Source organism: Mesorhizobium sp. Cs1299R1N1, from assembly GCF_037179655.1.
Taxonomy (GTDB): Bacteria; Pseudomonadota; Alphaproteobacteria; order Rhizobiales; family Rhizobiaceae; genus Mesorhizobium; species Mesorhizobium salmacidum.
Genome location: NZ_JAPYKR010000001.1, coordinates 310,578 through 335,713 on the forward strand (window position 1 = coordinate 310,578; position 25,136 = coordinate 335,713).

Annotated in this window: 22 protein-coding genes; 15 read left to right on the forward strand and 7 right to left on the reverse strand. The window is 62.8% G+C overall.

All coding sequences use genetic code 11. The features are described 5' to 3' along the window. Positions 1–598: 598 nt before the first annotated feature. The gene (locus O7A70_RS01460; RefSeq protein WP_337138728.1) at positions 599–1,753 is read right to left on the reverse strand and encodes a dihydrodipicolinate synthase family protein; all 1,155 of its coding nucleotides are present in this window, start codon (positions 1,751–1,753) and stop codon (positions 599–601) included. Positions 1,754–1,995: 242 nt separating this feature from the next. Between O7A70_RS01460 and O7A70_RS01465 the strand changes: the two genes are divergently transcribed. From O7A70_RS01465 to O7A70_RS01530, 14 genes are all read left to right on the forward strand, one after another. Then, positions 1,996–3,054 (forward strand): LacI family DNA-binding transcriptional regulator, encoded by a 1,059-nt coding sequence (locus O7A70_RS01465; protein WP_027142938.1) that lies wholly within the window; start codon positions 1,996–1,998, stop codon positions 3,052–3,054. Further along, positions 3,051–4,067: a Gfo/Idh/MocA family protein gene (locus O7A70_RS01470; RefSeq protein ID WP_337138729.1), complete on the forward strand. Its 1,017-nt coding sequence runs from the start codon at positions 3,051–3,053 to the stop codon at positions 4,065–4,067. Before O7A70_RS01465 ends, O7A70_RS01470 begins: the two co-directional genes overlap by 4 nt. Next, positions 4,064–5,665, forward strand: a complete 1,602-nt coding sequence (locus O7A70_RS01475; protein ID WP_337138730.1) for an acyl CoA:acetate/3-ketoacid CoA transferase — start codon at positions 4,064–4,066, stop codon at positions 5,663–5,665. The genes O7A70_RS01470 and O7A70_RS01475 overlap by 4 nt, the downstream gene beginning before the upstream one ends. After that, positions 5,658–6,434 (forward strand): enoyl-CoA hydratase/isomerase family protein, encoded by a 777-nt coding sequence (locus O7A70_RS01480; protein WP_337138731.1) that lies wholly within the window; start codon positions 5,658–5,660, stop codon positions 6,432–6,434. The genes O7A70_RS01475 and O7A70_RS01480 overlap by 8 nt, the downstream gene beginning before the upstream one ends. Before the next feature lie 17 nt (positions 6,435–6,451). Beyond that, positions 6,452–7,963 (forward strand): aldehyde dehydrogenase family protein, encoded by a 1,512-nt coding sequence (locus O7A70_RS01485; RefSeq protein WP_337138732.1) that lies wholly within the window; start codon positions 6,452–6,454, stop codon positions 7,961–7,963. Between the two features lie 58 nt (positions 7,964–8,021). Next, positions 8,022–9,275: an ABC transporter substrate-binding protein gene (locus O7A70_RS01490; RefSeq protein WP_337105540.1), complete on the forward strand. Its 1,254-nt coding sequence runs from the start codon at positions 8,022–8,024 to the stop codon at positions 9,273–9,275. A gap of 83 nt (positions 9,276–9,358) precedes the next feature. Beyond that, on the forward strand, positions 9,359–10,315 hold the full coding sequence (locus tag O7A70_RS01495) for a carbohydrate ABC transporter permease (protein ID WP_027142944.1): 957 nt from the start codon (positions 9,359–9,361) through the stop codon (positions 10,313–10,315). Continuing rightward, positions 10,312–11,256: a carbohydrate ABC transporter permease gene (locus tag O7A70_RS01500; RefSeq protein WP_337138733.1), complete on the forward strand. Its 945-nt coding sequence runs from the start codon at positions 10,312–10,314 to the stop codon at positions 11,254–11,256. The genes O7A70_RS01495 and O7A70_RS01500 overlap by 4 nt, the downstream gene beginning before the upstream one ends. 4 nt (positions 11,257–11,260) lie before the next feature. Beyond that, the gene (locus O7A70_RS01505; RefSeq protein ID WP_140711924.1) at positions 11,261–12,376 is read left to right on the forward strand and encodes an ABC transporter ATP-binding protein; all 1,116 of its coding nucleotides are present in this window, start codon (positions 11,261–11,263) and stop codon (positions 12,374–12,376) included. Between the two features lie 107 nt (positions 12,377–12,483). Then, a complete protein-coding gene (locus O7A70_RS01510; protein ID WP_337138734.1) occupies positions 12,484–14,001 on the forward strand; it encodes a GMC family oxidoreductase in 1,518 nt (505 codons plus the stop codon). Next, complete coding sequence (locus tag O7A70_RS01515) at positions 13,998–14,759, forward strand: 3-ketoacyl-ACP reductase (protein ID WP_337138735.1); 762 nt, start codon at positions 13,998–14,000, stop codon at positions 14,757–14,759. Before O7A70_RS01510 ends, O7A70_RS01515 begins: the two co-directional genes overlap by 4 nt. Before the next feature lie 12 nt (positions 14,760–14,771). Then, positions 14,772–16,400, forward strand: a complete 1,629-nt coding sequence (locus tag O7A70_RS01520; protein ID WP_337138736.1) for a GMC family oxidoreductase — start codon at positions 14,772–14,774, stop codon at positions 16,398–16,400. A gap of 11 nt (positions 16,401–16,411) precedes the next feature. Next, positions 16,412–16,729, forward strand: coding sequence for a Dabb family protein (locus O7A70_RS01525; RefSeq protein WP_337138737.1), 318 nt, complete (start codon positions 16,412–16,414; stop codon positions 16,727–16,729). Positions 16,730–16,819: 90 nt separating this feature from the next. After that, complete coding sequence (locus O7A70_RS01530; RefSeq protein ID WP_337138738.1) at positions 16,820–18,037, forward strand: MFS transporter; 1,218 nt, start codon at positions 16,820–16,822, stop codon at positions 18,035–18,037. A gap of 4 nt (positions 18,038–18,041) precedes the next feature. Here O7A70_RS01530 and O7A70_RS01535 read toward each other — a convergent pair whose 3' ends face one another. The 3 genes from O7A70_RS01535 to O7A70_RS01545 all read right to left on the reverse strand — a co-directional run bounded on the left by O7A70_RS01535 (position 18,042) and on the right by O7A70_RS01545 (position 21,473). Further along, on the reverse strand, positions 18,042–18,887 hold the full coding sequence (locus O7A70_RS01535) for an EamA family transporter (RefSeq protein ID WP_337138739.1): 846 nt from the start codon (positions 18,885–18,887) through the stop codon (positions 18,042–18,044). Positions 18,888–18,894: 7 nt separating this feature from the next. Beyond that, positions 18,895–19,803, reverse strand: a complete 909-nt coding sequence (locus O7A70_RS01540) for an endonuclease/exonuclease/phosphatase family protein (RefSeq protein WP_337138740.1) — start codon at positions 19,801–19,803, stop codon at positions 18,895–18,897. A 116-nt stretch (positions 19,804–19,919) separates the two neighbouring features. Continuing rightward, on the reverse strand, positions 19,920–21,473 hold the full coding sequence (locus O7A70_RS01545) for a cation:proton antiporter (RefSeq protein WP_337138741.1): 1,554 nt from the start codon (positions 21,471–21,473) through the stop codon (positions 19,920–19,922). Positions 21,474–21,746: 273 nt separating this feature from the next. On the opposite strand from O7A70_RS01545, the gene O7A70_RS01550 reads away from it, so the two are divergent. Then, positions 21,747–22,295: a hypothetical protein gene (locus O7A70_RS01550; protein WP_337138742.1), complete on the forward strand. Its 549-nt coding sequence runs from the start codon at positions 21,747–21,749 to the stop codon at positions 22,293–22,295. A 24-nt stretch (positions 22,296–22,319) separates the two neighbouring features. Here the strand turns inward: O7A70_RS01550 and O7A70_RS01555 are convergent, their stop codons facing one another. The 3 genes from O7A70_RS01555 to O7A70_RS01565 are packed head-to-tail and all read right to left on the reverse strand — an operon-like array spanning position 22,320 to position 25,102. Further along, complete coding sequence (locus O7A70_RS01555) at positions 22,320–23,384, reverse strand: ABC transporter ATP-binding protein (protein WP_337138743.1); 1,065 nt, start codon at positions 23,382–23,384, stop codon at positions 22,320–22,322. A gap of 15 nt (positions 23,385–23,399) precedes the next feature. Next, the gene (locus tag O7A70_RS01560) at positions 23,400–24,191 is read right to left on the reverse strand and encodes an ABC transporter permease (RefSeq protein WP_337105528.1); all 792 of its coding nucleotides are present in this window, start codon (positions 24,189–24,191) and stop codon (positions 23,400–23,402) included. Then, positions 24,188–25,102, reverse strand: coding sequence for an ABC transporter permease (locus tag O7A70_RS01565; protein WP_337105527.1), 915 nt, complete (start codon positions 25,100–25,102; stop codon positions 24,188–24,190). The genes O7A70_RS01560 and O7A70_RS01565 overlap by 4 nt, the downstream gene beginning before the upstream one ends. Positions 25,103–25,136 lie beyond the last annotated feature (34 nt).

The window sequence follows — 25,136 nt, forward strand, 5'->3', positions numbered from 1 at the left end:
TCTTTATGATTGTTCAGTTCATGCGCTGTCCGAAAATCGAGCGCCGTGGGCGGGTCATTTCGTACAAGACGGTAGACTACCTTTTCTATCTGCTGCGCGCCATGGGGCGGGCAGCCAAGGGGCAGATAGTCCTCGTACGAATCGAGCAGTTGAACCAATTCAGTTCCAATGGAAGGAAGCCCAGTTTTCCCCTCCGAGTTCTTTGCCATATTTCCAACTGACAAGCTTGTAAGCGCACCGATATCCTTACCTACCATTTCTTACTACCCGCCTTCCACCAGCATGTCTGCATACCCTAGTCTAGAAGAGCCGGAAGTAATAGCTGCGTCAATGGTCGACTGACAAAGCTCGTGAACAGCCTACGACTGCGGCCTATCAATTGCCTCAAATCAGCAATGCTGGTAGCTAGTGGGACATCAAAGGGGGACATTTCGTCTCCCTGCTTTGCCAGAATGCCCGGCACCGTTGGGCTTCAAGGCGATGGTGGACAGCCCTGTCACGCCCATCATCCAACCCGGACAATCGGACCTTGCATCGCGGAGCGCCCGTCTTGGCGCCGACTGGGATGGACGACGGCTGATCCGATCGCGAAACTCGTTTAGATGCCCGCGACGGCGCAGAGGCTCTTCATCCTGGCAACCGCCATCTCCGGATCGGCCAGCAGGCCAGCCTGGTCGGCTAGGCGGAAGACATCGGCATAATGGCGGATGCCGCGCGCCGACTGCATGCCGCCGACCATCGCGAAATGATCCTGGTGGCCGCTCAGCCAGGCCATGAAGACGATGCCGGCTTTATAATATTCGGTCGGCGCCTCGAAGATTTTTCGTGACAGCGGCACGGTCGGCGCCATCAGCGCGTCGTAGCCGGCACGATCGCCGTCAGCCAGTTTCGCCAGCGCGGCATTGGCAACCGGTGCGATCGCGTCGAAAATGCCGAGCAATGCGTGCGAGTGCCGCTTGCCCTCTCCGGCGATCAGTTCGGGATAATTGAAGTCGTCGCCGGTGAACATCAACACGCCGTCCGGCAGCCGGTTCCTGAGCGCCACCTCCTTTCCGGCGTCGAGCAGCGATATCTTGATGCCTTCGACCTTGCCGGCATGGCGCTCGATGATGGCGACCACCGTATCGAGCGCGGTCTCGAAATCGTCGCTGCCCCAATAGCCCCTCAAGGCCGGATCAAACATGTCGCCCAGCCAGTGCAGGATGACCTTGCCTGAGGCTTGGCCCAATATGCGATCGTAAACCAGGGCGTAATCGTCCGGTCCCTTCGCCACGGCCGCCAGCGCGCGGCTGGCCATCATGATCGCCTTGCCGCCCTGCCCTTCGATGAAAGCGAACTGCTCCTCATAGGCTGCGATCACATCGTCCAGTGTCCTGGCCGACGCCGGCGCCAGATGGTCGGTTCCGGCGCCCGAGGCGAGATCGGCGCCGGCGACGGTTCGCGCCTCCGCGATTGAACGGCGGATCAATTCCTGCGCATTTGACCAATCGAAGCCCATGCCGCGCTGCGACGTGTCCATGGCCTCGGCGATGCGGAAGCCGAGCCGCCACAGATGATGACGAAACGCCATCGTCCTGTCCCAGTCGACCACTGGCCGCGACCACGGATCGGTCATCTTGAGGGGATCGGCAACGACGTGCGCTGCAGCATAGGCGATGCGCGGGAACCGCGCGCCGATCACCGGCTGGACCGGCTGTCCGACAAGCGCGTAACGTGTGCTGCGGCCACTCTCGCCCGGCAAGGCAATATCCATCGATCTCTTCCTTTTCGGCGCCTATTAAATGGAACGTTCCAATAAATCAAGAACCTCTGAGATTCGAAATAGCCGGCCGGCCAATGCTGCGTTGCAACACAAAAGGGCCTTGGATGGCATATTGCTTGACCGCGTATGGTCGCTTCCTTCTGATTGAGAAAAAATCCCGATTGACTTGCCCACGAAGCAGAGATTAGAACGTTCCAATAAAAGTCGATTGAGAAAACCGGGAGGATATCAGGATGGCCAGCCGGGCCAAGGCGACGATCTTCGACATTGCCCGCGAGGCGGGCGTGTCCAAATCGACCGTGTCGCTCGTGCTCCAGGGCAGCGGCCTGATCCGCCCCGAAACCGCGGTCAAGGTGCGCAAGGCGATCGAGGATGTCGGCTATGTCTACAACCGCGGCGCCGCCAATCTGCGCAAGGCCCACTCCAACGTCATCGGCATGGTCATCAACGATCTCACCAATCCGTTCTTCGCGGAACTGGCAGTGGGCATGGAGCGTGTTTTCCAATCAGCCGGCATCGTGCCCTTCATCGCCAACACGGCCGAAAATCCGGTGCGCCAGGAAGAAGTGCTGAAGTCTCTGATGGAACAAGGCGTCGCCGGGCTCATCGTTTCCCCGGCGCGCGGAACCACGCCAGGGGCGTTCCGGCGGCTGGAAATAGCCGGTCTGCCGATTGCCTTCGCCATGCGCCGGCTGCCTGAAAGCCGCATTCCGGTGATTGCTCCCGACAATCATCGGGGCGCCTATCTCGCCACCGCTCATCTCGTCGGCAAGGGGCATCGACGGCTGGCCTTCTTCGGCGGCTCGTCCGATCTGGTGGTCTACCATGAGCGGCTGGGCGGCTTTCGCGAGGCCTGCGAGACGCTCGGCATCGACGCTCGCGACGCGCTCATCATCGAGGGCGAGACCAACCGCAAGGGCGGCATGGCCTGCCTGGAAACGTCACTCGCAATGGCGGAGCCGCCAACCGCGGCGCTCTGCTTCAACGATGCCGTTGCCTTCGGCGTCATGCTGGCGCTGCGCAAGCGCGGACTTGAGCCGGGCCCGGATTTCGCCGTCGTCGGCTTCGACGATGTGGTCGAGGCCGAACATTATATGCCGCCGCTGACCAGCGTCGCGGTGGACTCCGCCGGTCTCGGCGAACGCGCGGCCCACGTCATGATCAAGATGATCCAGTCGCGCACCACGCGCGCCGAGGACCATATCGGCGCCGTCAATCTCGTGGTCAGGGAAAGCTGCGGCCCAGATCGCCGCACGCAAAAAAGGCCCGCGCCTACGGGAGCCGCGACATGAGCGTCAAATGGGGGCTGATCGGCGCCAGCACGATCGCCCGGCAATTCATGATCGACGCCATTCGCGCGCAAGCCGATGGCGAGATCGCGGCGGTGATGAGTTCCAACCCCGAACGCGCCACGGCCTATGCGACGGAAAATGGTATTCCATCCGCCGTATCAAATCTCAATGCCTTGCTCGGATCCGACATCGACGCCGTCTATATCTCGACCACCAACGAATTGCACCTCGAACAGGCGCTGGCCGCGATCAAGGCGGGAAAGCATGTGCTGTGCGAGAAGCCGCTGGCGCTGACCAGCGACGACGCGCGCAGAATGGTCGTTGCGGCCAAGGCCGCGGGCATCGTGCTCGGAACCAATCATCATCTGCGCAACGCCGGCGCGCACCGTGCCATGCGCGAGGCGATTGCCGCCGGTCGCATAGGCCAGCCGATCGCCGCGCGGGTCTTCCACGCCGTCTACCTGCCCGAAAACCTGCAGGGTTGGCGCATCGCCAGGCCTGAGGCGGGCGGCGGCGTGGTGCTCGACATCACCGTGCACGATGCCGACACGCTGCGCTTCGTGCTTGGCGACGATCCGGTCGAGGTTTCCGCCTTCACGCAATCCGCCGGTATGGCCGGCAGCGGGCTGGAAGACGGCGCCATGTGCATCTGGCGCTTCGAGTCGGGCCTCATCGCGCAATCGCATGAAGGCTTCACCACCAGATTTGCCGGCACCGGCTTCGAGGTGCACGGCTCCCAAGGCTCGCTGATCGCCCGTAACGTGATGACGCAGAAACCGGTCGGCTCGGTTCTTCTGCGCACCGCCAGCGGCGAGGAAGAATTGAGCTTCGACCGCGAGAATCTCTATGTCAGGTCGGTCGACCGGTTCCATGCCGCGATCCGTGGCGAGGGCCAGCCGTCCGCTACCGGCGAGGACGGCATCTGGTCGCTCGCCGCGGCCGAGGCGGCATTGCAATCAGCCAATTCCGGCAGAGCCGTCAAGATCGACCCGAAACTCGGGAGCATGAATTGAGCAAGGTCGTTTCGTCGGCGCAGGCAGCCAGCCTGATCAAGGATGGTATGGTCGTCTCGGTGTCCTCGTCGAGCGGCCTCGGCTGTCCGGACGCCGTGCTCGCCGCCATCGGTGAACGCTTCGACAGCGAGGGCCATCCGAAGGACATCACCACGCTGCACCCCATCGCCGCCGGCGACATGTATGGCATCAAGGGTATCGATCATCTGGCCAAGCCGGGCCTGTTGAAGCGTACGCTGTGCGGCTCCTATCCGTCGGGTCCCTCCTCCGCCGAGCCGCCGCGGATCTGGAAGATGATCGGCGACAATTCAGTCGCCGCCTATAACGTGCCGTCCGGCATTCTGTTCGACATGCACCGCGAGGCCGCCGCCAAGCGGCCGGGCGTGCTGACCAAGGTCGGCCTCGACACTTTCGCCGACCCGCGCCACCAGGGCTGCGCGATGAACGCCGCCGCCGGCGAGCCGATCGTGTCGGTGCAACAATTCGACGGCGAGGAATGGCTCTATTTCCGCGCCATCGTGCCCCAGGTTTCGATCATCCGCGCCACCACCGCGGACGAGCGCGGCAACCTGACCTATGAGCATGAGGGCGCCTATCTCGGCGGCCTGGAACAGGCGCTCGCCGCCCGCAACAATGGCGGCATCGTCATCGCGCAGGTCAAGCGCGTCGTCGAGAACGGCACGCTGAAGCCGCATGATGTGCGCGTGCCCGGCGTGCTGGTCGACCATATCGTCGTCGCGCCCGACCAGTTGCAGACGACGCTGACGCCTTACGATCCGGCGATTTCGGGTGAAATCTTCCGGCCGCTGTCGAGCTTCCGCACGCCGGAAATGAACGTTCAGAAGGTGATCGCGCGCCGCGTCGCCATGGAGCTTCGCGACGGCATGGCCGTCAATATCGGCTTCGGCATCTCGGCCAACGTGCCGCGCATCCTTCTGGAAGAAGGCCAGCACGGCAAGGTCACCTGGCTGATCGAACAGGGTGCTGTCGGCGGCGTGCCGCTGCTCGACTTCAAGTTCGGCTGCGCCTCCAATGCCGAGGCGATCATGCCCTCGCCGCACCAGTTCATCTACTTCCAGGCCGGCGGCTTCGACGCTTCGCTGCTCTCCTTCCTGCAGATCGACCGCCACGGCTCGGTCAACGTCTCGAAGCTTTCGGCACGGCCGCATGTCACCGCCGGCGCCGGCGGCTTCGTCGACATCACGTCGCGAGCGAAGAAGATCGTCTTTTCCGGCTTCTTCAATGCCGGAGCCAAGCTGTCGCTCGCCGATGGCGGCATCCGCATCGACGCGGAAGGCAAGGTCAAGAAAGTCGTCGAGGAGGTCGAGCACATCTCCTTCTCCGGCAAGCGCGCCGTCGCGCAGGGACAGGATATCACCTATGTGACCGAGCGTTGCGTGATGAAGCTGACATCAGATGGGCTGATGGTGACGGAACTGGCGCCGGGCATCGACCTCGAGCGCGATGTGCTTGGTCAAGCCGAGATCCCGCTCAATGTAGCCAACGACCTCAAGGTGACGCCGGCCGCGCTCTACCAGGATCGGCCGATCGGCCTTTCGCTCAATGGCAGCACCTCGCTCGGAGGCGCGCATGGCTGAGCGCCTCGTCACCTTCGAGCAGGATGGTGCGATCGGCATCGTCACCTTGCGCCGGCCCGAAAAATTCAACGCGCTCGACATCCCGATGCTGCGCGCGCTGGAAGCAGCGCTCGACGAGGCGGAAAGCGCCGAAGGTGTGCGCGTGGTGCTCATATGCGGCGAAGGCAAGGGTTTTTGCGCCGGCGGCGATGTCGAGGCCTGGGGCGGCATGAGCGCCGCCGATTTCCAGGTGCAATGGGTGCGCTACGGCCACCGTGTCTTCGACCGGCTGGCGAGGCTGCGGCAGCCGACTATCGCCGTTCTGTCCGGCCATGCGCTCGGCGGTGGGCTCGAATTGGCTGTCGCCTGCGATTTTCGCGTCGCGGAAACGCAGGTGAAACTCGGCTTTCCCGAAACCTCGATCGGCGTCGTCCCCGGCTGGTCCGGCACGCAGCGCGCGGTGCGCCGCCTTGGCGCCCAGACGGTTCGTCGCATGGCTGTCGGTGGCGAGGTTTTTCTGGCGGCGGAAGCGCTTGCGCTGGGTGTCGTCGACCGCGTCGTCGAAACCGGCAAAGCGTCGGGTGAAGCCAAGACATGGGCTGAAAAAATCGCCGAACGCGGGCCGCTGGCGACCGAAGCCGCCAAGCTGATGATCGCGGTGGCGGAAGGCGAGGAAAGCGCTGCCGCGACCGAAGCCTTGGCCAGCGGCTTCATAGCGCTCACCGGCGATCTCAAGGCCGGCGTCGACTCCTTCAAGACCAAGCAGAAGCCCGTGTTTTCGCGTTCCTAGGACAGAGTGGAAATCACATGAATGCACCTCTCAAGATTTCCATGCCTGCCGAAGCCTCCGCGGCTCCCAAGGCATACAGGCTTCTGATCGACGGCAAGCATGTCGATGCCCGCGACGGCCGCATGCTGGAACGCAAGAGCCCCGGCCACGGCTTCACCGTTTCACACTATGCCCAGGCAGGTGCCGCCGAAGTGGAAGCCGCGATGCAGGCCGCGCACAGGGCGTTCGAGACCGGTCCCTGGCCGCGCATGAAAGCGGCCGAGCGCGCCGCGATCCTGCTCAAGGCCGCCGACTTGATCGAGGCGCGGCTGGAAGACATCGCCCGGCTCGATGCACTGGAATCCGGCAAGCCGATCGCCCAGGCGCGCGGCGAGATCGGCGGCGCCGTCGACATCTGGCGCTATGCCGCCTCGCTGGCCCGCACGTTGCACGGTGAAAGCTACGCCAATCTCGGCGACGCCATGCTGGGCGTGGTGCTGCGCGAGCCGATCGGCGTCGTCTCGATCATCACGCCGTGGAACTTCCCGTTCCTCATCGTCAGCCAGAAACTGCCTTTCGCGCTCGCCGCCGGCTGCACGGCGGTGGTCAAGCCGAGCGAAATGACCTCGGCCTCGACCTTCGTGCTTGGCGACATCCTGCTCGAAGCCGGCGTGCCCGCCGGCGTCGTCAACATCCTCGCCGGCCTCGGCGCCGATGTCGGCGCGCCGATGGTCAGCCATCCCCTGGTCGAGATGGTGTCGTTCACCGGCTCCACCCGCGTCGGCAAGATGACCATGGCGGCGGCCTCGAATTCCCTGAAGAAGGTGTCGATGGAGCTCGGCGGCAAGAACGGCCAGATCGTCTTTCCTGATGCCGATCTCGAGGCGGCCGCCGACGCAGCAGTGTTCGGCGGTTTCTTCAATGCCGGCGAATGCTGCAATGCCGGCAGCCGGCTGATCGTGCACGAGGCGATCGCCGATGATTTCCTGGCCGCGGTGAAGGCGTTGACCGCCAGGGTGACGGTGGGCGATCCGCTCGATGACAGGACCAAGGTCGGCGCGATGATTTCGTCCGATCATCTGGCCAAGGTGACGGATTACGTGGCGGCGGCCGCGAGTGACGGCGGCAGCATCTACAGCGGCGGCGGGCAACTCCGCTCCAATGCCGGCCAATATCTAGACCCGACGATCTTACGCCACGTCACCGAAAACATGGCCGTCGCCCGCGAGGAAGTGTTCGGGCCGGTGCTCTCGGTGCTGACTTTTGAATCGATTGAAAGGGCGTTGCACATCGCCAACAACACGCCCTATGGTCTGTCGGCGGGTGTGTGGAGCGCCAGCATCGACACCTGCATGTCGGTGGCGCGGGGCGTGCGTTCGGGGACGGTCTGGGTGAACACGTTCATGGAAGGTTATCCAGAACTGCCGTTCGGCGGCTACAAGCAGTCGGGCCTGGGCCGTGAACTCGGCAAGCGCGCCGTCGAGGACTATACCGAGGAAAAGACAATCCAGTTTCATCGCGGCCAGCGCACCGGTTGGTGGGTCGGCTGAGTTGGGAAGAACCCGGTGGGCTGCCACCGGTCGTGTAATGCAACAAGGGAGGAAGTACATGTTGCGCAAACTGCTTATCGGAACGGCGCTCGCTTCGGGCCTGGCTTTCGCGGCCCATGCCGAGGATGTTAAGGAAGTGCAGATGCTGCATTGGTGGACGTCGGGCGGCGAAGCGGCTGCTCTCAACGTGCTCAAGGGCGATCTGGCCAAGGAAGGCTATGCCTGGAAGGACGTTCCCGTGGCTGGCGGCGGCGGCGATGCCGCCATGACCGCGCTGAAGGCGATGGTCGCGGCCGGCAACTATCCGACCGCCTCGCAGATGCTCGGCTACACCGTGCTCGACTATGCCGCTGCCGGCGTCATGGGCGACCTCACCGAGACGGCGAAGAAGGAAGGCTGGGACAAGTCGGTTCCGGCCGCCCTGCAGAAATTCGCCGTCTATGACGGCAAGTGGGTCGCGGCTCCGGTCAACGTCCACTCGGTCAACTGGCTATGGATCAACAAGGCGGTGATGGACAAGATCGGCGGCACCGAGCCGAAGACCTTCGACGACTTCGTGGCATTGCTCGACAAGGCCAAGGCGGCCGGCGTCACCCCGCTCGCGCTTGGTGGTCAGAACTGGCAGGAAGCCACCATGTTCGATTCCGTCGTGCTGTCGACCGGCGGGCCGGAGTTCTACAAGAAGGCGATGAACGACCTCGACGACGCTTCGCTCAAGTCCGACACGATGAAGAAGTCGTTCGACAATCTCGCCAAGCTCGTCACCTATGTCGACCCGAACTTCTCGGGCCGCGACTGGAACCTCGCCACGGCCATGGTCATCAAGGGCGATGCGCTGGTGCAGGTCATGGGCGACTGGGCCAAGGGCGAATTCCACGCCGCCAACAAGACCCCGGGCACCGACTTCCTCTGCTATCGCTTCCCGGGCACCGACGGCTCGGTGATCTACAACTCCGACATGTTCGGCATGTTCAACGTCCCGGACGACCGCAAGGCCGCCCAGGTTGCACTCGCCACCGCCACTTTGTCGAAGAGCTTCCAGTCGGCCTTCAACGTCGTCAAGGGTTCGGTTCCGGCCCGCACCGACGTGCCTGACACCGACTTCGACGCTTGCGGCAAGAAGGGTATTGCCGACCTGAAGAAGGCCAATGAAGGCGGCACGCTGTTCGGCTCGCTCGCCCAGGGCTATGGCGCGCCCCCGGCTGTTGCCAATGCCTACAAGGACGTCATCTCCAAATTCGTCCATGGTCAGATCAAGACCTCGGACGAGGCCGTGACCGAACTGGTCAAGGCAATCGACGACGCCAAGTAAGCGTTACGCACGAAAACACCTTCCCCGCTCCGGCGGGGAAGGTCCCGTGAGGCCGGTCGGCCGGACGCCGACGGGAGGAACCCATGAGCACAGTTGCGACAAGCCAGATCAAGCTGACGCCGGAGCATGCCCGCCCGCGCACCTCTGTGCGGTCGCGCCTGCAGGACGCCTTGCCGAAAATCGTGCTGGCGCCGAGCTTCGCCATCACTATCGTTTTCGTCTACGGCTTCATCCTGTGGACGATCTACCTGTCCTTCACCAACTCCAAGACCTTCCCGTCCTACGCCATAACGGGCGGGCGCGCCTATCAGCGACTCTGGGGCTGGACTTTCGACACCGACCCGCCATCGAGCTGGTACACGTCGATCACCAATATGGGCATTTTCGGCTTTCTCTACATCTTGATCTGCCTGGCGCTCGGCCTGTTCCTGGCCATCCTGCTCGACCAGAAGATCCGCGGTGAAGGCGTGCTGCGTCCGATCTATCTCTACCCGATGGCGCTCTCTTTCATCGTCACCGGCGTTGCCTGGAAATGGTTCCTCGACCCCGGCCTCGGTCTCGAGCAGACGCTGCATCAATGGGGCTGGACGAGCTTCCATTTCGACTGGATCAAGAACAAGGATTTCGTCATCTACACCGTGGTCATCGCCGGTGTCTGGCAGGCCTCCGGCTTCATCATGGCGATGTTCCTGGCCGGCCTGCGCGGCATTGACGGCGAGATCATGAAAGCGGCGCAGATCGACGGCGCCACCACCTTCCAGCTCTATCGCCGCATCGTCATTCCGCTCTTGCGGCCGATCTTCCTGTCAGCCTTCATCGTGCTCGCGCACCTTGCCATCAAATCTTACGATCTGGTTGTGGCGCTGACCAGCGGTGGCCCCGGCGGCTCGGCCTGGCTGCCGTCCAACTTCATGTATGAATACACCTTCAAGCGCAACGAAATGGCCGTCGGTTCGGCAAGTGCCGTGATCATGCTGATGACCATCGTCGCCATCATCGTGCCCTATCTCTATTCGGAACTCAGGGAGAAGTCGCGATGAGCGCCGTGACCACTCCCACCCGCCAGGCCAGCGGCGGCATGAACGTCAAGATCGTCAACCGCATCGTCATCTACGGGCTTCTGGCGCTGTTCGCGCTGTTCTACCTGATCCCGCTGTTCGTCATGCTGGTGACCTCGTTCAAGACCATGGACGAAATCCAGAACGGCAACATGCTGGCGCTGCCCAAGGCGCCGACCTTCGAGCCCTGGCTGAAGGCCTGGGGCGAGACCTGCGTTGGCCTCACCTGCGCCGGCATCAAGGGCTATTTCTGGAACTCCATCAAGATGGTGGTTCCCGCCGTGCTGATCTCGACCATGCTCGGCGCGCTCAATGGCTACGTGCTGACCAAATGGCGTTTCCGCGGCGCGACACTGGTGTTCGGGCTGATGCTGTTTGCCTGCTTCATCCCGTTCCAGTCGGTGCTCTTGCCGATGGCGACGATCCTGGGCAGCCTCGGACGGTTCGGCGTGACGCTGCAGAACACGGTCGGAACCAGCTTCGGCCTCGGCAACCCGACGGTCAACCTGGTGTTCGTCCACGTCGTCTACGGCATCGGCTTCACCACGCTGTTCTTCCGTAACTATTATGAGGCGTTCCCGACCGAACTGGTGAAGGCCGCGCAGGTGGACGGCGCTTCCTTCTTCCAGATATTCCGGCGCATCATGCTGCCGAACTCGATGCCGATCTTTGTCGTCACCGTCATCTACCAGTTCACCAACATCTGGAACGACTTCCTGTTCGCCTCCGCCTATGCCGGCACAGGTGACGCGATGCCGATGACGGTGGCGCTCAACAATGTCGTCAACACCTCGACCGGCGTCGTCGAATATAACGTCAACATGGCGGCTGCGATGATCGCCGCGCTGCCCACCCTTCTCGTCTATGTGCTCGCCGGCCGCTATTTCGTGCGTGGCCTGATGGCCGGCGCGGTCAAAGGATAACCCAATGGCTTTTCTGGAAATTGATGGTCTGAGGAAGCGTTTCGGCCAGGTCGAGATCCTGAAAGGGATTAACCTCGAGCTGGAAAAGGGCGGCTTCCTGGTGCTGGTCGGCCCTTCCGGCTGCGGCAAGTCCACGCTGCTCAACACCATTGCCGGACTGGAGACGATCACGTCTGGCGATATCCGCGTCGACGGCCGCACCATCACCGATCTGCACCCGTCCAAGCGCGACATCGCCATGGTGTTCCAGAGCTATGCGCTCTACCCCAACATGACAGTGGCCGGGAACATCTCCTTCGGCATGGAGATGCGCGGCGTACCAGCCGAGGAACGCCAGAAGGCGATCGACAAGGTGGCCAAGGTGCTGCAGATCGGCCATCTGCTGCAGCGCAAGCCGAGCCAGCTCTCCGGCGGCCAACGCCAGCGCGTCGCCATGGGCCGGGCATTGGTGCGCGACCCCAAGCTGTTCCTGTTCGACGAGCCGCTGTCCAACCTCGACGCCAAGCTGCGCGTCGACATGCGCATCGAGATCAAGCGCCTGCATGCCACCACGGGCACAACCATCGTCTACGTCACCCACGACCAGATCGAGGCGATGACACTGGCGACCAAGATCGCGGTCATGCGTGACGGCGAGGTGCAGCAATTCGGCACGCCGGCGGAAATCTACAATAACCCGAGCAATGTCTTCGTCGCCGACTTCATGGGGTCGCCGGCAATGAACCTGATCCCGGCGACCATCGGCGGCAATGGCGGCGATCTGGCTGTCGTGCTCGATCGCGAGGCACGCCAGCCGATCACCTTGCCGATGGCCAACGCGCCGGCCGGACTGTCAGCGTTCAAGGGCAAGCCGATCATCTTCGGCGTCCGCCCGGAGGCGCTCACCGATCCGGAAGGCGCGGAACGCAACGCCTCGCAAATCGCCACCGCCGATTGTCATATCGAGGTTGTGGAACCGGCCGGTTCCGACACCTTCGCCGTCACCAATCTCGGTGGCAAGGGCGTGGTGGCGCGGCTGCGCGCCGATGCCAACATCCAGCCGGGCACCAACACGCCGCTGGCCTTCAACCTGACCAAGGCGGTGTTCTTCGATCCGGCGACCGAGAGCCGTATTCGCTGATGCGTGTCGCCCAAAAGTGGATCCGGTTTTGGGGCAACGACATGCATCAAAACAAAAGACCTGAAGCGGGTCGCATGTGTCAATTCAAACGCGGCGCGCTTTAGGCGATGGCAAACCCCGATATCGTCATCATCGGTTCCGGCATCGGCGGCGCCACGATCGCCGCCGGTCTGGCCGGCAGCGGCGCCTCTATCCTGATGCTGGAGCGTGGCGAGCCGCTGCCGGCAACGCCGCACGCGCGCGACACACGTGCCATCTTCGTTGACGGCCATTACCGGCCGAAGGAGATGTGGCGCGAAGCTGGCGGTGCCGCGTTCAACCCAGGTAATTACTACTATGTCGGCGGCAATTCGAAATTCTTCGGCGCGGTGCTGATCCGCTACCGCAAGGAAGACTTTTCCGCCATGGAACACTTTGGCGGCGTCTCGCCGGCTTGGCCGTTTTCCTATGAAGAGTTCGAGCCTTGGTATTCCATGGCAGAGCAGCTGTTCCGCGTGCGCGGCGCGCTGGGCGAGGATCCAACCGAGCCATTTCATTCGGTTCCCTATGCCTTCAAGCCGGTGCCCGACGAGGCGCCGATCGCGCGCGCCCGTGCCGAACTCAAGGGGCTGGGGCTGCATCCGGCCTCCCTGCCGCTCGGCGTCGACATCGACACCTGGCTGAAGGAGGGCAGGACCGGCTGGGACGCTTTTCCCAATACCGGCCAGGGCAAGGTCGACGCGCAGACCGGACCGCTGACGGCGGCCCTGACCGACCAGAACATCAAGCTCGAGACCGGCGCCTGTGTCGAATATCTCGAGACAGCCCCGGACGGCAAAACCATCTCGGCCGTTCACTACCGCCAGAACGGCGAGCCGAGGAAAGTCGCGCCAAAGCTGGTGATCCTGTCGGCCGGCGCGGTCAATTCAGCGGTCATCCTGCTGCGCTCGCCCTCACCCGGTAATGGCAAGGGGGGCGGCAAGGGCCTGGCCAACCGCTCCGACCAGGTCGGCCGCAACTTCATGAATCACAATTCGAGCGCCATGCTGGCGATCGATCCGCGCCGCAGGAACGATGCCGTCTACCAGAAGACGCTGATGCTGAACGACTACTACCTCACGGACGGCAGGGGCGGAAAACCGCTCGGCAATGTCCAGCTTCTCGGCAAGATCGACGGCAACATGCTCAAGGCCAATGTGAAACAGGTGCCGAAATTCGCGCTCGACTTCATGGCCGGCCATGCCATCGACTGGTACCTGATGTGCGAAGACCTGCCCGATCCCGAAAGCCGCATCATGGTCGACGGCAAGGACATCGTCATGCAATGGCGACGCTCCAACATGCAGTCGCTCGACGGCCTGACCAAGGTGATGCGCGCGAATTTCCGCGCCTGCGGTTATCCCATCGTGCTGTCGCGCCCATTCGACAAGCGCACGCCCTCGCACCAGTGCGGCACGGTGAAAATGGGCGACGATCCGGCGACGTCGCCGCTCGATCCGTTCTGTCGCACCTTCGATCACCGGAACCTCTTCGTCGTCGACGCCAGTTTCCTGCCGAACTCGGCCGCCGTGAATCCGGCGCTGTCGATCGCCGCCCAGGCGCTGCGGGTAGCGGATCACATCCGCAAAACAGAGCTTGCCGCATGACCCGCCCCGCAGCCATCGTCACCGGCGGCGCGCGCGGCATCGGCCTTGCCTGCGCCGAGGCGCTGGCCGACGCCGGCTTCGACATTCTCGTCGCTGACCTTGCCGAAACAGCCGCAGGCGAGCTCGCCGCAAACATCACCGCGCGCGGCGCGAAGTTTGCCTATGTCGGCTGCGACGTCGCCGATCTTTCCGCCCATGCCGCCCTTGTCGACGCCGCCATGCAAGCCTTCGGCCGCATCGATTGCCTGGTCAACAATGCAGGCGTCGGCGCCGTGGTGCGGGGCGACCTCCTCGACCTCAAACCCGATAATTTCGACCGTGCGCTCGGCGTCAACCTGCGTGGCACCGTCTTCCTCAGCCAGGCCGTCGCCAAGGCGATGCTGGCCAAGCCGGGCGATCATGCCAAGTCGATCATCACCATCACCTCGGTCAGCGCCGAGATGGCCTCTCCGGAACGCTCCGAATATTGCATGTCGAAGGCAGCGCTTTCCATGTGGGTGAAGAACCTGGCGCTCAGGCTCGCCCCGGAAAACATCGGCGTGTTCGAGCTGCGGCCGGGCATCATCCGCACCGACATGACGGCAGGCGTGAGTGCCAAATACGACGCGCTGATCGACGGCGGCCTGGTGCCGGCGAAACGCTGGGGCGAAGCCTCCGATATCGGTGCCATGGTGGCGGCGCTCGCTGCCGGCAGCTTGGGTTTTTCGACCGGCTCGATCATCAATGTCGACGGCGCGCTCTCCGTGCCCCGGCTGTGAACGGATGAGACAATGACCGACTACATCATCGTGGGCGCCGGTCCGGCCGGCTGCGTGCTGGCCAACCGGCTAAGCGAGGATCCCTCCAATTCCGTGCTGCTGCTCGAAGCCGGCGGCAAGGACTGGCACCCCTATATCCACATGCCGGCGGGTTTCGCCAAGATGACCAAGGGCATCGCCTCCTGGGGCTGGTCGACCGTGCCGCAGAAACACATGCAGGACCGCGTCTTCTGGTACACGCAGGCCAAGGTGGTCGGCGGCGGTTCTTCCATCAACGCCCAGATTTACACGCGCGGCAATGCCCGCGACTACGACGCGTGGGAGAAGGAAGAAGGGCTGGCCGGCTGGGGCTACCGCGACGTACTGCCCTATTTTAAGCGCGCCGAGAACAATCAGCGTTACGCCAACGATTTTCACGGCGACCAGGGCCCGCTCGGCGTCTCCAACCCGATCTCACCGCTGCCGATCTGCGAGGCCTATTTCCGTGCCGGCCAGGAGATGGGCATTCCTTTCAACCCGGATTTCAACGGCGCCAGCCAGGAAGGCGTCGGCTACTACCAGCTCACCCAGAAGGACGCCCGCCGGTCCTCCGCTTCGGTGGCCTATCTCAAGCCGATCCGCGACCGAAAGAACCTCACTGTCCGGACCGATGTGCTGGTCACCCGCATCGTCGTCGAGAACGGCCGTGCCATCGGCGTCGAGGTGGTCGACAGACCGGGCGGCCAGACAACAATCCTGCATTCCGACCGCGAGGTGATCGTCTCGTCCGGCGCCATCGGTTCGCCGAAGCTTCTGATGCAGTCGGGCATCGGCCCGGCCGACCACCTGAAATCGGTCGGCATCACGCCGGTACACGATCTGCCAGGCGTCGGCTCCAACATGCAGGATCATCTCGACCTGTTCGTCATTGCCGAATGCACAGGCGATCACACCTACGACAATTACGCCAAGCTGCACCGCACGGCCTGGGCCGGCCTGCAATATCTGCTCTTGAAGAAGGGACCGGTGGCTTCCAGCCTGTTCGAGACCGGCGGCTTCTGGTACGCGGATCCGACCGCCGCCTCGCCTGACATCCAGTTCCATCTGGGTCTCGGCTCCGGCATCGAGGCCGGCGTCGAGAAGCTGAAAAACCCGGGCGTCACCTTGAACTCGGCTTTCCTGCGGCCGCGCTCGCGCGGAACGGTGCGGCTGAAAAGCGCCGATCCAGCCGACCATCCGCTGATCGATCCGAACTACTGGTCCGATCCCTATGACCGCGCCATGTCGCTGAAGGGGCTGCGGCTGGCGCGGGAGATCATGCGGCAGAAGGCACTTGCCCCCTACGTGCTGCGCGAGGTGCTGCCCGGTCCGTCGCTCGCCAGCGATGACGAGTTGATCGACTATGCCTGCCGCACGTCCAAGACCGACCACCATCCCGTCGGCACCTGCCGCATGGGCCATGACGAGATGGCGGTGGTGACGCCGGATCTCAAGCTGCGCGGTATAGAAGGCTTGCGCGTCTGCGACGCATCGGTGATGCCGCGTGTGCCTTCTTCCAACACCAACGCGCCGACCATCATGGTTGGCGAAAAGGGCGCTGATCTGATCCTTGGCCGCGAGCCGCTGGCGCCGGCGGTGTTTTCCGGCAATCGTGCTGCTTAGGGAGTGGTAAAATGATCAGGCACTGTGTTTTCGCAAGATTTCGTAGTGATGTGTCCCCGGCCGACCGCACGGCTATCCACGCCGACCTCGAAGCGTTGCGGCAGGCGATCGAAGGCATGGAAACGGTTCATTTCGGCGCCAATGTCAGTCCGGAGCCCTTCGCGCGGGGCTTCAGCCATGGCTTCACCATCGATTTCCGCGATGCAGCGGCGCGCGACGCCTATCTCGTCCATGAGGCGCATCAGCGTGCCGGCGCCCGGCTGGTCGCGGCCCTCGAAGGCGGCACCGACGGATTGATGGTCTTCGACCTCGATCTTACGAAAAAGTGAACCGCCGGCCTTTCGAAGGCCGGCTGATCGCTGTTCTCTTTTGCCGACAAGGCGACATATCGTTCCTTTGGGGGTACAAAGGAGGACGCCTTGAACCTCACCGCCGAGCAGAAGAAAACCGTTCTGGCGTCATTTCTGGGCTGGACGCTCGATGCTTTTGATTTCTTCCTTCTGACATTTCTGCTCACCGACATTGCGGCTGAATTCCGGACCGATGTCCCCGCGGTGTCGAAGGCTCTGTTCCTAACCTTGGCGACCCGCTTCATCGGTGCGTTCTTCTTTGGCATGCTTGCCGACAAATACGGTCGCAAGCCGATCTTGATGCTGAACATCGTCAGCTACTCGGTGATCGGCGCGCTGGCCGCCTTCTCGCCCAATCTCGGCATCTTCCTGGCGTTGCGCGCCTTGTTCGGCATCGCCATGGGCGGCGAATGGGGCCTCGGCTCCTCGCTTGCCATGGAATCCATACCGCCGCGGGCACGCGGCATGGTCTCGGGTATCCTGCAATGCGGTTACCCCGCCGGTTACCTCCTGGCGGCGGTGGCCTATGGGCTGCTCTACGGACAGAAGGTCGGCGATTTCGTCCTCGGCTGGCGCTTCATGTTCCTGCTGAGCTTCATACCGGCGCTGATGGTGCTGTTCATCCGCTCGCACGTGCCGGAATCGCCCCCCTTCGTCGAGGCACAAAAGCAGGTCAGACCGGGGTTGCCGGAAACGCTGCGGAAGCACTGGCGCGTCGCGCTCTATGCCGTGGTGCTGATGATGTTCTTCAACTTCTTCAGCCATGGCACGCAGGACCTCTACCCGACCTTCCTGAAGAAACAGCATGGCTTTGATCCGCATACGGTGAGCTGGATCACCATCGTCGCCAATATCGGCGCCATTGTCGGCGGCCTGGCGTTTGGCGCGCTGTCGGAGAAGATCGGCCGCATCAACGCCATTACCCTCGCATGCATCATCGCCCTGCCAGCGATCCCGCTATGGGCCTACAGCTCCACGCCCTTCATGCTGGCAATTGGCGCCTTCATCATGCAGGTCGCGGTCCAGGGTGCCTGGGGTGTCATCCCGGTTCACCTCAATGAGCTTTCGCCCGGCGCGGTGCGCGCCACCTTGCCCGGCTTCATATACCAGGCCGGCAATCTCGCTGCCTCCTACGGCGGTCCGTATCAAGCGGGGATCGCGGAGGCACCCGGCGGCAGTTATGGCTACGCGCTGGCGCTGTTTGCCGGCGTGGTCGCCGTCTGCATCATCGTGGTCATCCGCTTCAGTCCGGAGCGGCGCGGTCAGGTAATGACGGTGCTGGGTTGAAACGTCAGCCCATCCTCAGCGCGATGACGCCTGCGACGATGCTGAGCGCGGCGGCACCGCGCCAGCCCGTCATTTTCTCGCCGAGCGCGTAGACCGAAATCATCATGGCGAACAGGATCGAGGTTTCGCGCAGTGACGCCACCGAGGCGATCGGCGCCTTGGTCATCGCCCACATCACGATCCAGTAGGCGGCGCCGGAAAGTACGCCGGTGAACAGCCCGGTCTTCCAGTCGCGCGCCAACACCGGAAGCGCCTTGGGTCCTCGGAAAACGAGGCAGAGCACCAGCGCCCCAAGCGCATCGCAGATGAACAACCAGGCGGCATAGCTTTGCGCGGTTGCGGCCAGCCGCGCGCCGCTGCCGTCTGACAGCGTGTAGCTGGCAATGAAGATCGACGTGCCCAGCGCAAATGCGACCGCGCGCAGGTTCAGCTTCTCCAGATGCGCCCCGCCACGAAACGACATCACCAGCGTTCCGGCCGACAACAGCAGGATGCCGACAACGGCAAGCGGTGCCGGCACCTCGGCGACGACGAACATCCCGCCAATCGCGGCCAGCAGAGGTGCCGTTCCGCGTGCCAACGGATAGGTCTGGGCAAAATCGCCGGCCTGGTAGGCCCCGATCAGGAAGGTGCGGTAGCCCATGTGGAAGATCACCGAAGCGGCAATATAGGGCCAGACTTCCGCCTTGGGCACCTCGACGAAAGGCAGCACCACGAGGCCAGCGACCCCCATGCCGAACGTCATCAAAGTGATCGACAGGAAGCGGTCGAGATGCACCTTGACCAGCGCGTTCCAGATCGCGTGCATGGCGGCCGCGGCAAGCACCGCGAAGAAGACGAAAAGCGTCATATGGAGCTCATCGACCTCCGGAGCCGGAGGGCGTTTCGAGATCGATGTCGACCCGGACGGGGAAGTGATCGGAAGCAACCTCGCCGATATCGGCGCCGACCGAGCGGACACGCCCGGCCAACGTGCCGCCGACAAAGCAATGGTCGAGACGGCGCTTTGCCAGTCTGCCGTCGATGATCTTCTCATGCGTATGGAAATCACCAGCCGGTTCAACCGCCACGGCGGCGGCATCGACGAAGCCGTCGAGATAGGCTGCTCCACGATGATATGGCGTGCCGCCGACGATGCGACGGTATTCGGCGCTGTCCGGCTCCATGTTGAAGTCGCCCAGCCAGATCGCCGCCAGCGGATTTTCCGGCTCGACCTCCCCATGTGTCCAGTTGCGCGAAGGTTCGTCGTCCACGCCGCTCCACGGTCCGCCTTCCCCCGGCGCCCGGCGATGCTGCGCCAAGAGATAGTCGATCTGGTCCAGCCGCTCTTCCGCGGCGATGTGCGCGAGGTGCAGCGAAAGCACCCTGACCGACCCGGCCGGCGTGCGGATCATGCATTCGAGCGCGGCGTTGCGGGTGTTGAGCGGACGCAGCGTACGGCGCATCGGCAGCGCGTGCAGCCGCGACCAGACGATCGGCAGTTTTGACAGGACCATGGTGCCGAATTGCCGGCGGCGGTTGACCAGACGGCCGTCCCGCCATTCGCTGGCATCCATGTCGAAGGCCGGGCCATACACCCAGTGATAATCAGGCAGAAGCCGTGAAAGCAGCTCCGGCTGGTCGTCGAAATTGCTGCGCTGCCAGTGCCGCTCGACCTCCTGCAAGGCGATGATGTCGGCGCCGGCAATCATGCGCGCGGCGCGCGAAAGATCGTAGCGCCCGTCGCTGCCGAACCCGTACTGGATGTTGTAGCTGACCAGCTTCATTGCTTATCCGGCTCACTTCCCGGTGTTGGCAGTAACGGTTCGGTCGATCGCTTGCAATGTGCAGGAGGACGGACGGGGCTTGGGCCAGCAGGGCGGCGGTCGAGACGCGGCATCTGCTAGTCGGTGGTCAACGGCTGGAACCGGCCTGCCGGCGACGCCGCCAGTTCCGCCCAGTCGATCTCTTCCTCCAGCCGGTGATAGGCTTCATCGCCGATCGTGCCGTTGCTGCGCAGTTCTTCCAGCGTGTCGCGCTGGCGGTTGATGGCGTAGAGCCGCAGCCGGTCGTATTCGGTCGCCGCCTGCGCGTCCTCCGGGTTTTCCGCGACCACGCGCTGAGCCTCGTATTGCTCGCGCACGACGGCCGCCGCGGCCGACGTCTTGCGGCTCAATACATCAAGGGCGGCCTGCATGATGGCAACCCGCGCCTGAGCCACTTCGCGATCGACACTCGTGTCCCGTTCGAAGTTGAGTATCCGCAGCAAGGGCTTCAAGGTCATGCCTTGCAACACCAGCGTGCCCAGAACCACTGCGAAGGCCGCAAGCACGATCGGGTCGCGGCCGGGAAAGCCGGCCGGCAGGGCAATGGCCACCACCAGCGTCACCAATCCCCGCATGCCGCACCAGCCGACCAGCACGGCGCCGCGAAATGTCGGCGCTTCTCGCCTTCTGTCTTCGCCGCTGAAACGGGCGAACCATCGGATGATCGCAACGTAACTCGCCACCCAGACGAGACGTGCCAGAATGACGACAACCAGCACCGTCGCGGCAAAGAGAAAGGCTCCGCCCTGCCCGTCGCCGGAGAGCCGGCCGACGATAGAGCGTGCCTGCAGCCCCATCAGCACGAAAGCCAGTACATTGAGCACGAACACCGCCGATTCCCAGACTGAATAGGTGCTGACGCGGCGTCTCGCCGACATGCGGCGCGGCGCACTGCGCGCAATGGTGATGGCATAGACGACGATGGTGATGATGGCGGAAAGACCGAGCCTGTCGGCCAGGATCCACACCCCGAATGTCCCGGCGAACTGCACCACGGTGCTGCTTGCGGCGTCGTCGATCCGGCTAAGTGTCAGCAGCGAGACACGGCCAAGCACATAACCAGCGGCCAAACTGCCAATCGTCGACAGCAAGATCACCGGAATGGCGTTGCTCAGCAGGATCGAGCCGAGCGCGGCCGAAACCGCCAACCGGTAGATCAGCAGCGCGGTGGCATCGTTGAGCAGGCTCTCGCCCTGCAGGATGGCGGTGAGGCGGTACGGCACCTTGAACTGGCCGAGCACGGCGCTGGCCGCCACCGCATCCGGCGGTGCGACGATGGCGCCAAGCGCGACCGCAGCCGCGATCGGCAGCCCGGCCATTTTCCAGCCGACGAAGGCAACGACCAAGGTGGTGAAGACCACGGCGCCGAGCGCCAGCAGCACCAGCGACAGCCTGTAGCGCTTCAGGTCGCGCAGCGACGTGTCATAGGCGGCATCGAGCAGCACCGGCGCGATGAACAGGGCAAGCGCCAGTTCCGGATCGATCTCGATCACTGGCGCACCGGGTACGAAGGCAATCGCGACGCCGGCCAGGGCCAGAAGGGACGGATAGGGAATCTCCAGCCGTCGCGACAGTGCCGTCAGCGCGACGGCGGTCAAAAGCAGGATAAGCGTCAGTTCGAAAAGAGCCATGGGCGTTTAAATCCATGCGACGGGAGTGCCTGCCTCGACATGCCTGGAGGATGCGGTGGATTGGCCACCAAACTCAAGCCCTCTGGCAGTACGTCTCAAACCGCCTTCAGCCGGACAGACCGAACGCGCGGCCAGGCCAGGAAAGGCGAGCCGACAGAAACATTTGCCTGATGCCAATTGGTCAAACGATGAGTCTTGACCTTTCAACGACAGCGGTCCTCTATTACCAACTGCAAAAGTCATATCTCGATATTTAGCTGATTGAAGAGTCCCATGCTGAGATTGTTCGCGACACTGTGCGCATTGATACTGCTCCCGCCAATGGCAACAGCGTCCGCACTTTACGAAGAACTACTGGTCGCGAAGGTAAAACTTCTGGGAACCCAGCGACCAGATCCGGGCATGGGACTCTGGGCGAAACAGACAAATGAGAGATTGATGTCCACACTAGAAGGGAAATGGGTCGATCTCGGATACTCCGATCTGACCAGCGAAGACCGCCTGAATAAATACTGCCGTGAATTTGGAGTCACATTCAGAAAATTAACGGACTATTCCTTTGAAGTCACCTCACAGGCAGTCCTCCGTCACGCGAAACAGCCGATCCATAAAGAGTATATTTTCAAAATGGGAATGTCCTACAACTACCGATGGAACATCCAGCAACAAATAGACAACCTCGGCGACTCGGAGCCCACCAGCACGCAGATATTGAGAAATGCCAACGGAACAAGCTCGTTGATGATGATGTCGCCAAACATCCTGCTGGAAGTTGATTTCGGCTTCGGAATGCCTTTCCTTTGGGGGCGTTGCCCGCCCTAATTGACCAAACGGCCTGTGCTACTGTCAATGCAACACCAGCATATCGCTCGACGAGAACGAAATCTCGGCCTTTTCACCAACCGCGGGCGGCGGCGTCGCCGGGCTGTTGAACGTGTCGAGCGACACCGTGTTGCCGCCGATGCCGACGCGAACACGGATCACCGAGCCGAGGAAGTGTACTTCGGAAATCTCGCCCGAAAGACTGGAATCACGGCCGGGCTGGCGGCCGAGCGAAATTGCCTCGGGCCGCAGCGCCAGCGACAGCATGTCGCCGGACTTCGAGCCGTTGAGCTTGCCCTTGAGCGAGACTTCCTGCGTGTTGACCTGCACCGTGCCGGATGCGGCGTCAGTGACCTTGCCTTCGAGCACGTTCAGCGTGCCAACGAAATTGGCGACGAATTTGGTTGCCGGCCGGTTGTAGATCTCGAACGGTGTGCCGACCTGCTCGGCCTTGCCGCCATACATGACGGCGATGCGGTCGGAGATGGACAGCGCCTCTTCCTGGTCATGGGTGACGAAGATAGTGGTGATGCCGAGCTTCTTCTGGATCGAGCGGATTTCCTCGCGCAGCGACACACGTACCTTGGCGTCGAGCGCCGACAGCGGCTCGTCGAGGAACAACAGCTTCGGTTTCGGCGCGATCGCACGCGCCAGCGCAATGCGCTGCTGCTGGCCGCCGGAGAGCTGATAGGGATAGCGGTCGGCCATCTGCGGCAGCTTGATCATGTCGAGCATCTCGGCGACGCGGCCATCGATATCCGCCCTGGGCATGCCGGCGACCCTCAGGCCGAAGCCGATGTTCTGCGCCACGGTTAGGTTCGGGAACAGCGCATAGGCCTGGAACACCATGCCGACATTGCGCTGGTTGGGCTTCAACCGGGTGATGTCCTTGCCGGCTACGACGATCTTGCCGGCTGATGGCTCCTCGAAGCCGGCGACCATGCGCAGCACAGTGGTTTTGCCACAGCCGGACGGCCCAAGAAACGAGACGAATTCACCCGGCTCGACGTCGAGATTGAAGTCCTCCACCACCGTGGTGGCGCCGAAGGATTTTCGGACGTGCTGGATGGAGAGGAATGGCTCGGCCATGGTTCTTTCTTTCAATCAATTCGGGCGGTTGGCGGACTTCGGCGCAAACCGCGACAGGACCTGGATCAGCGACATGCAACCCCAGGTGATCACGAAAGCAATAATGGACAGCGCTGCCGGTTCATAGGCTCGGTTGGCAACCAGGTTCTGCAAATAAGGACCGAAAGCGGGCCGATTGAGCAGACTTGCCATGGTGAACTCGCCGATGACGATCGCGAACGTCAGGAAGGCGCCGGAGAGCACGGCGATCAACACGTTGGGAAGGATCACGCGGGTGACGATCGTACCCCAGCCGGCGCCGAGGATCTGGGCCGCTTCCGTCAGCGTCCGCACGTCGATGGTACGAAGGCCGGTGTCGACTGCTCTGTACATATAGGGCAGCGCCAGCGCCGCGTAGCCGATGACCAGCAGAGCATTTGTGGCTGTATTGTTAGACAGGAACGGCAGGGGCGAATTCGAGCCGTACATCCTGATATAGCCGAAGACGATGACGATGGCCGGGATGACCAGCGGCAACAAGGTGATGAACTCGACCACCGGGCGAAGCTGGGGCAGACGCAGCCGGATCCAATAGGCGGTGGGCACAACGATTAGCACACCAAGAAGGATGGTGAAGACCGCCACGATCACCGAATACATGAAAGTTGTCTGGAACTGGCTATCGCCGAGCACGACCTTGTAGGCGTCGAAGGAATAGACGCCGCGACGCATGCGCAGCGAAAACTCGATCGTCGCGATGAGCGGTATGAAGAAATAGGCCGCGCCGAGGATGAAGACGACCCAGGCCCAGAATTTGCCAGCCTTCATTTGAGCCACCTCTCGGAACGGGAGCGGAACCAGATATAGAAGATGTTCGCCAGCCCGGTGATGAAGATCATGCCGAACGCAATCGCATAGCCGAGGTGGGCATTGTGCAGCACATCGCCGCGTATCTGCGCGTAGAGCAGGATGGGCACGATATTGAGCGAAGAGCCCGTTAGCGCATAGGCGGTGGCGATGGCGCCGAAGGCGTTGGCGAAAAGCAAGATCACGGTGCCCAGGAAACTCGGCCATAGCACGGGTATCACAACCATGCGCCAGTACTGCGACTGTGTCGCGCCGAGCGTCGCTGCGGCCTCACCCCATTCCTTTTTCAGCCCGTCGATCGCCGGCACGATGATGACCACCATGAGCGGGATCTGGAAGTAGACATAGGTGAGCGTCAGCCCCCAGAACGACAGTAGGTTGAAACCATGCGCATAGAGATTCAGCCCAACCAGTGTATTGAGCAGAACGGTAACCAGCCCAAGGCGGCCAAGCGTGGCGATGAAAGCAAACGCAAGCGGCACGCCGGCGAAATTCGAAGCCACCCCGGAAAAGGTCAGCGTTGCCGACCGTATCCAGTTCGGCAGACCGCCTCGTACGATGGCAATCGCAATGGCCAAGCCTGCAAAGGCGCCGATCAGCGACGAGGCCAGGCTTACCTTGATCGATATCCAATAGGCGGCAACGATGTTCGCCTGCGACAACGCGAAGATGTTATCCAGCGTGAATTCGCCCGCATCGTTCTGGAATGCGCCGAGCATCAGGTAGAGCGTCGGCAAAATCAGAAACATGATGGCGAAAATGAAGAACGGCGTCACCCCGAGCCACTGCGTCGGAAACCGCAAGGCGCGCGCTTCTCCTGGGGGCGCGGTCTTTCCCGCAATGGCCTGACTGGAAAGCGTAAGATCGGTCATGCGCCGGCTACCGTCTTCGAGGAAAGACCGGGCG

Excerpts from the sequence above, each read along its gene's own strand:
- O7A70_RS01495 (WP_027142944.1), top strand. The coding sequence starts at position 9,359 with ATGAGCACAGTTGCGACAAGCCAGATCAAGCTGACGCCGGAGCATGCC.
- O7A70_RS01550 (WP_337138742.1), top strand. The coding sequence starts at position 21,747 with ATGCTGAGATTGTTCGCGACACTGTGCGCATTGATACTGCTCCCGCCA.
- O7A70_RS01565 (WP_337105527.1), bottom strand. The coding sequence starts at position 25,102 with ATGACCGATCTTACGCTTTCCAGTCAGGCCATTGCGGGAAAGACCGCG.
- O7A70_RS01510 (WP_337138734.1), top strand. The coding sequence starts at position 12,484 with ATGGCAAACCCCGATATCGTCATCATCGGTTCCGGCATCGGCGGCGCC.
- O7A70_RS01465 (WP_027142938.1), top strand. The coding sequence starts at position 1,996 with ATGGCCAGCCGGGCCAAGGCGACGATCTTCGACATTGCCCGCGAGGCG.
- O7A70_RS01545 (WP_337138741.1), bottom strand. The coding sequence starts at position 21,473 with ATGGCTCTTTTCGAACTGACGCTTATCCTGCTTTTGACCGCCGTCGCG.
- O7A70_RS01540 (WP_337138740.1), bottom strand. The coding sequence starts at position 19,803 with ATGAAGCTGGTCAGCTACAACATCCAGTACGGGTTCGGCAGCGACGGG.
- O7A70_RS01470 (WP_337138729.1), top strand. The coding sequence starts at position 3,051 with ATGAGCGTCAAATGGGGGCTGATCGGCGCCAGCACGATCGCCCGGCAA.
- O7A70_RS01525 (WP_337138737.1), top strand. The coding sequence starts at position 16,412 with ATGATCAGGCACTGTGTTTTCGCAAGATTTCGTAGTGATGTGTCCCCG.
- O7A70_RS01535 (WP_337138739.1), bottom strand. The coding sequence starts at position 18,887 with ATGACGCTTTTCGTCTTCTTCGCGGTGCTTGCCGCGGCCGCCATGCAC.
- O7A70_RS01515 (WP_337138735.1), top strand. The coding sequence starts at position 13,998 with ATGACCCGCCCCGCAGCCATCGTCACCGGCGGCGCGCGCGGCATCGGC.
- O7A70_RS01555 (WP_337138743.1), bottom strand. The coding sequence starts at position 23,384 with ATGGCCGAGCCATTCCTCTCCATCCAGCACGTCCGAAAATCCTTCGGC.
- O7A70_RS01480 (WP_337138731.1), top strand. The coding sequence starts at position 5,658 with ATGGCTGAGCGCCTCGTCACCTTCGAGCAGGATGGTGCGATCGGCATC.
- O7A70_RS01500 (WP_337138733.1), top strand. The coding sequence starts at position 10,312 with ATGAGCGCCGTGACCACTCCCACCCGCCAGGCCAGCGGCGGCATGAAC.
- O7A70_RS01490 (WP_337105540.1), top strand. The coding sequence starts at position 8,022 with ATGTTGCGCAAACTGCTTATCGGAACGGCGCTCGCTTCGGGCCTGGCT.
- O7A70_RS01460 (WP_337138728.1), bottom strand. The coding sequence starts at position 1,753 with ATGGATATTGCCTTGCCGGGCGAGAGTGGCCGCAGCACACGTTACGCG.
- O7A70_RS01485 (WP_337138732.1), top strand. The coding sequence starts at position 6,452 with ATGAATGCACCTCTCAAGATTTCCATGCCTGCCGAAGCCTCCGCGGCT.
- O7A70_RS01520 (WP_337138736.1), top strand. The coding sequence starts at position 14,772 with ATGACCGACTACATCATCGTGGGCGCCGGTCCGGCCGGCTGCGTGCTG.
- O7A70_RS01560 (WP_337105528.1), bottom strand. The coding sequence starts at position 24,191 with ATGAAGGCTGGCAAATTCTGGGCCTGGGTCGTCTTCATCCTCGGCGCG.
- O7A70_RS01505 (WP_140711924.1), top strand. The coding sequence starts at position 11,261 with ATGGCTTTTCTGGAAATTGATGGTCTGAGGAAGCGTTTCGGCCAGGTC.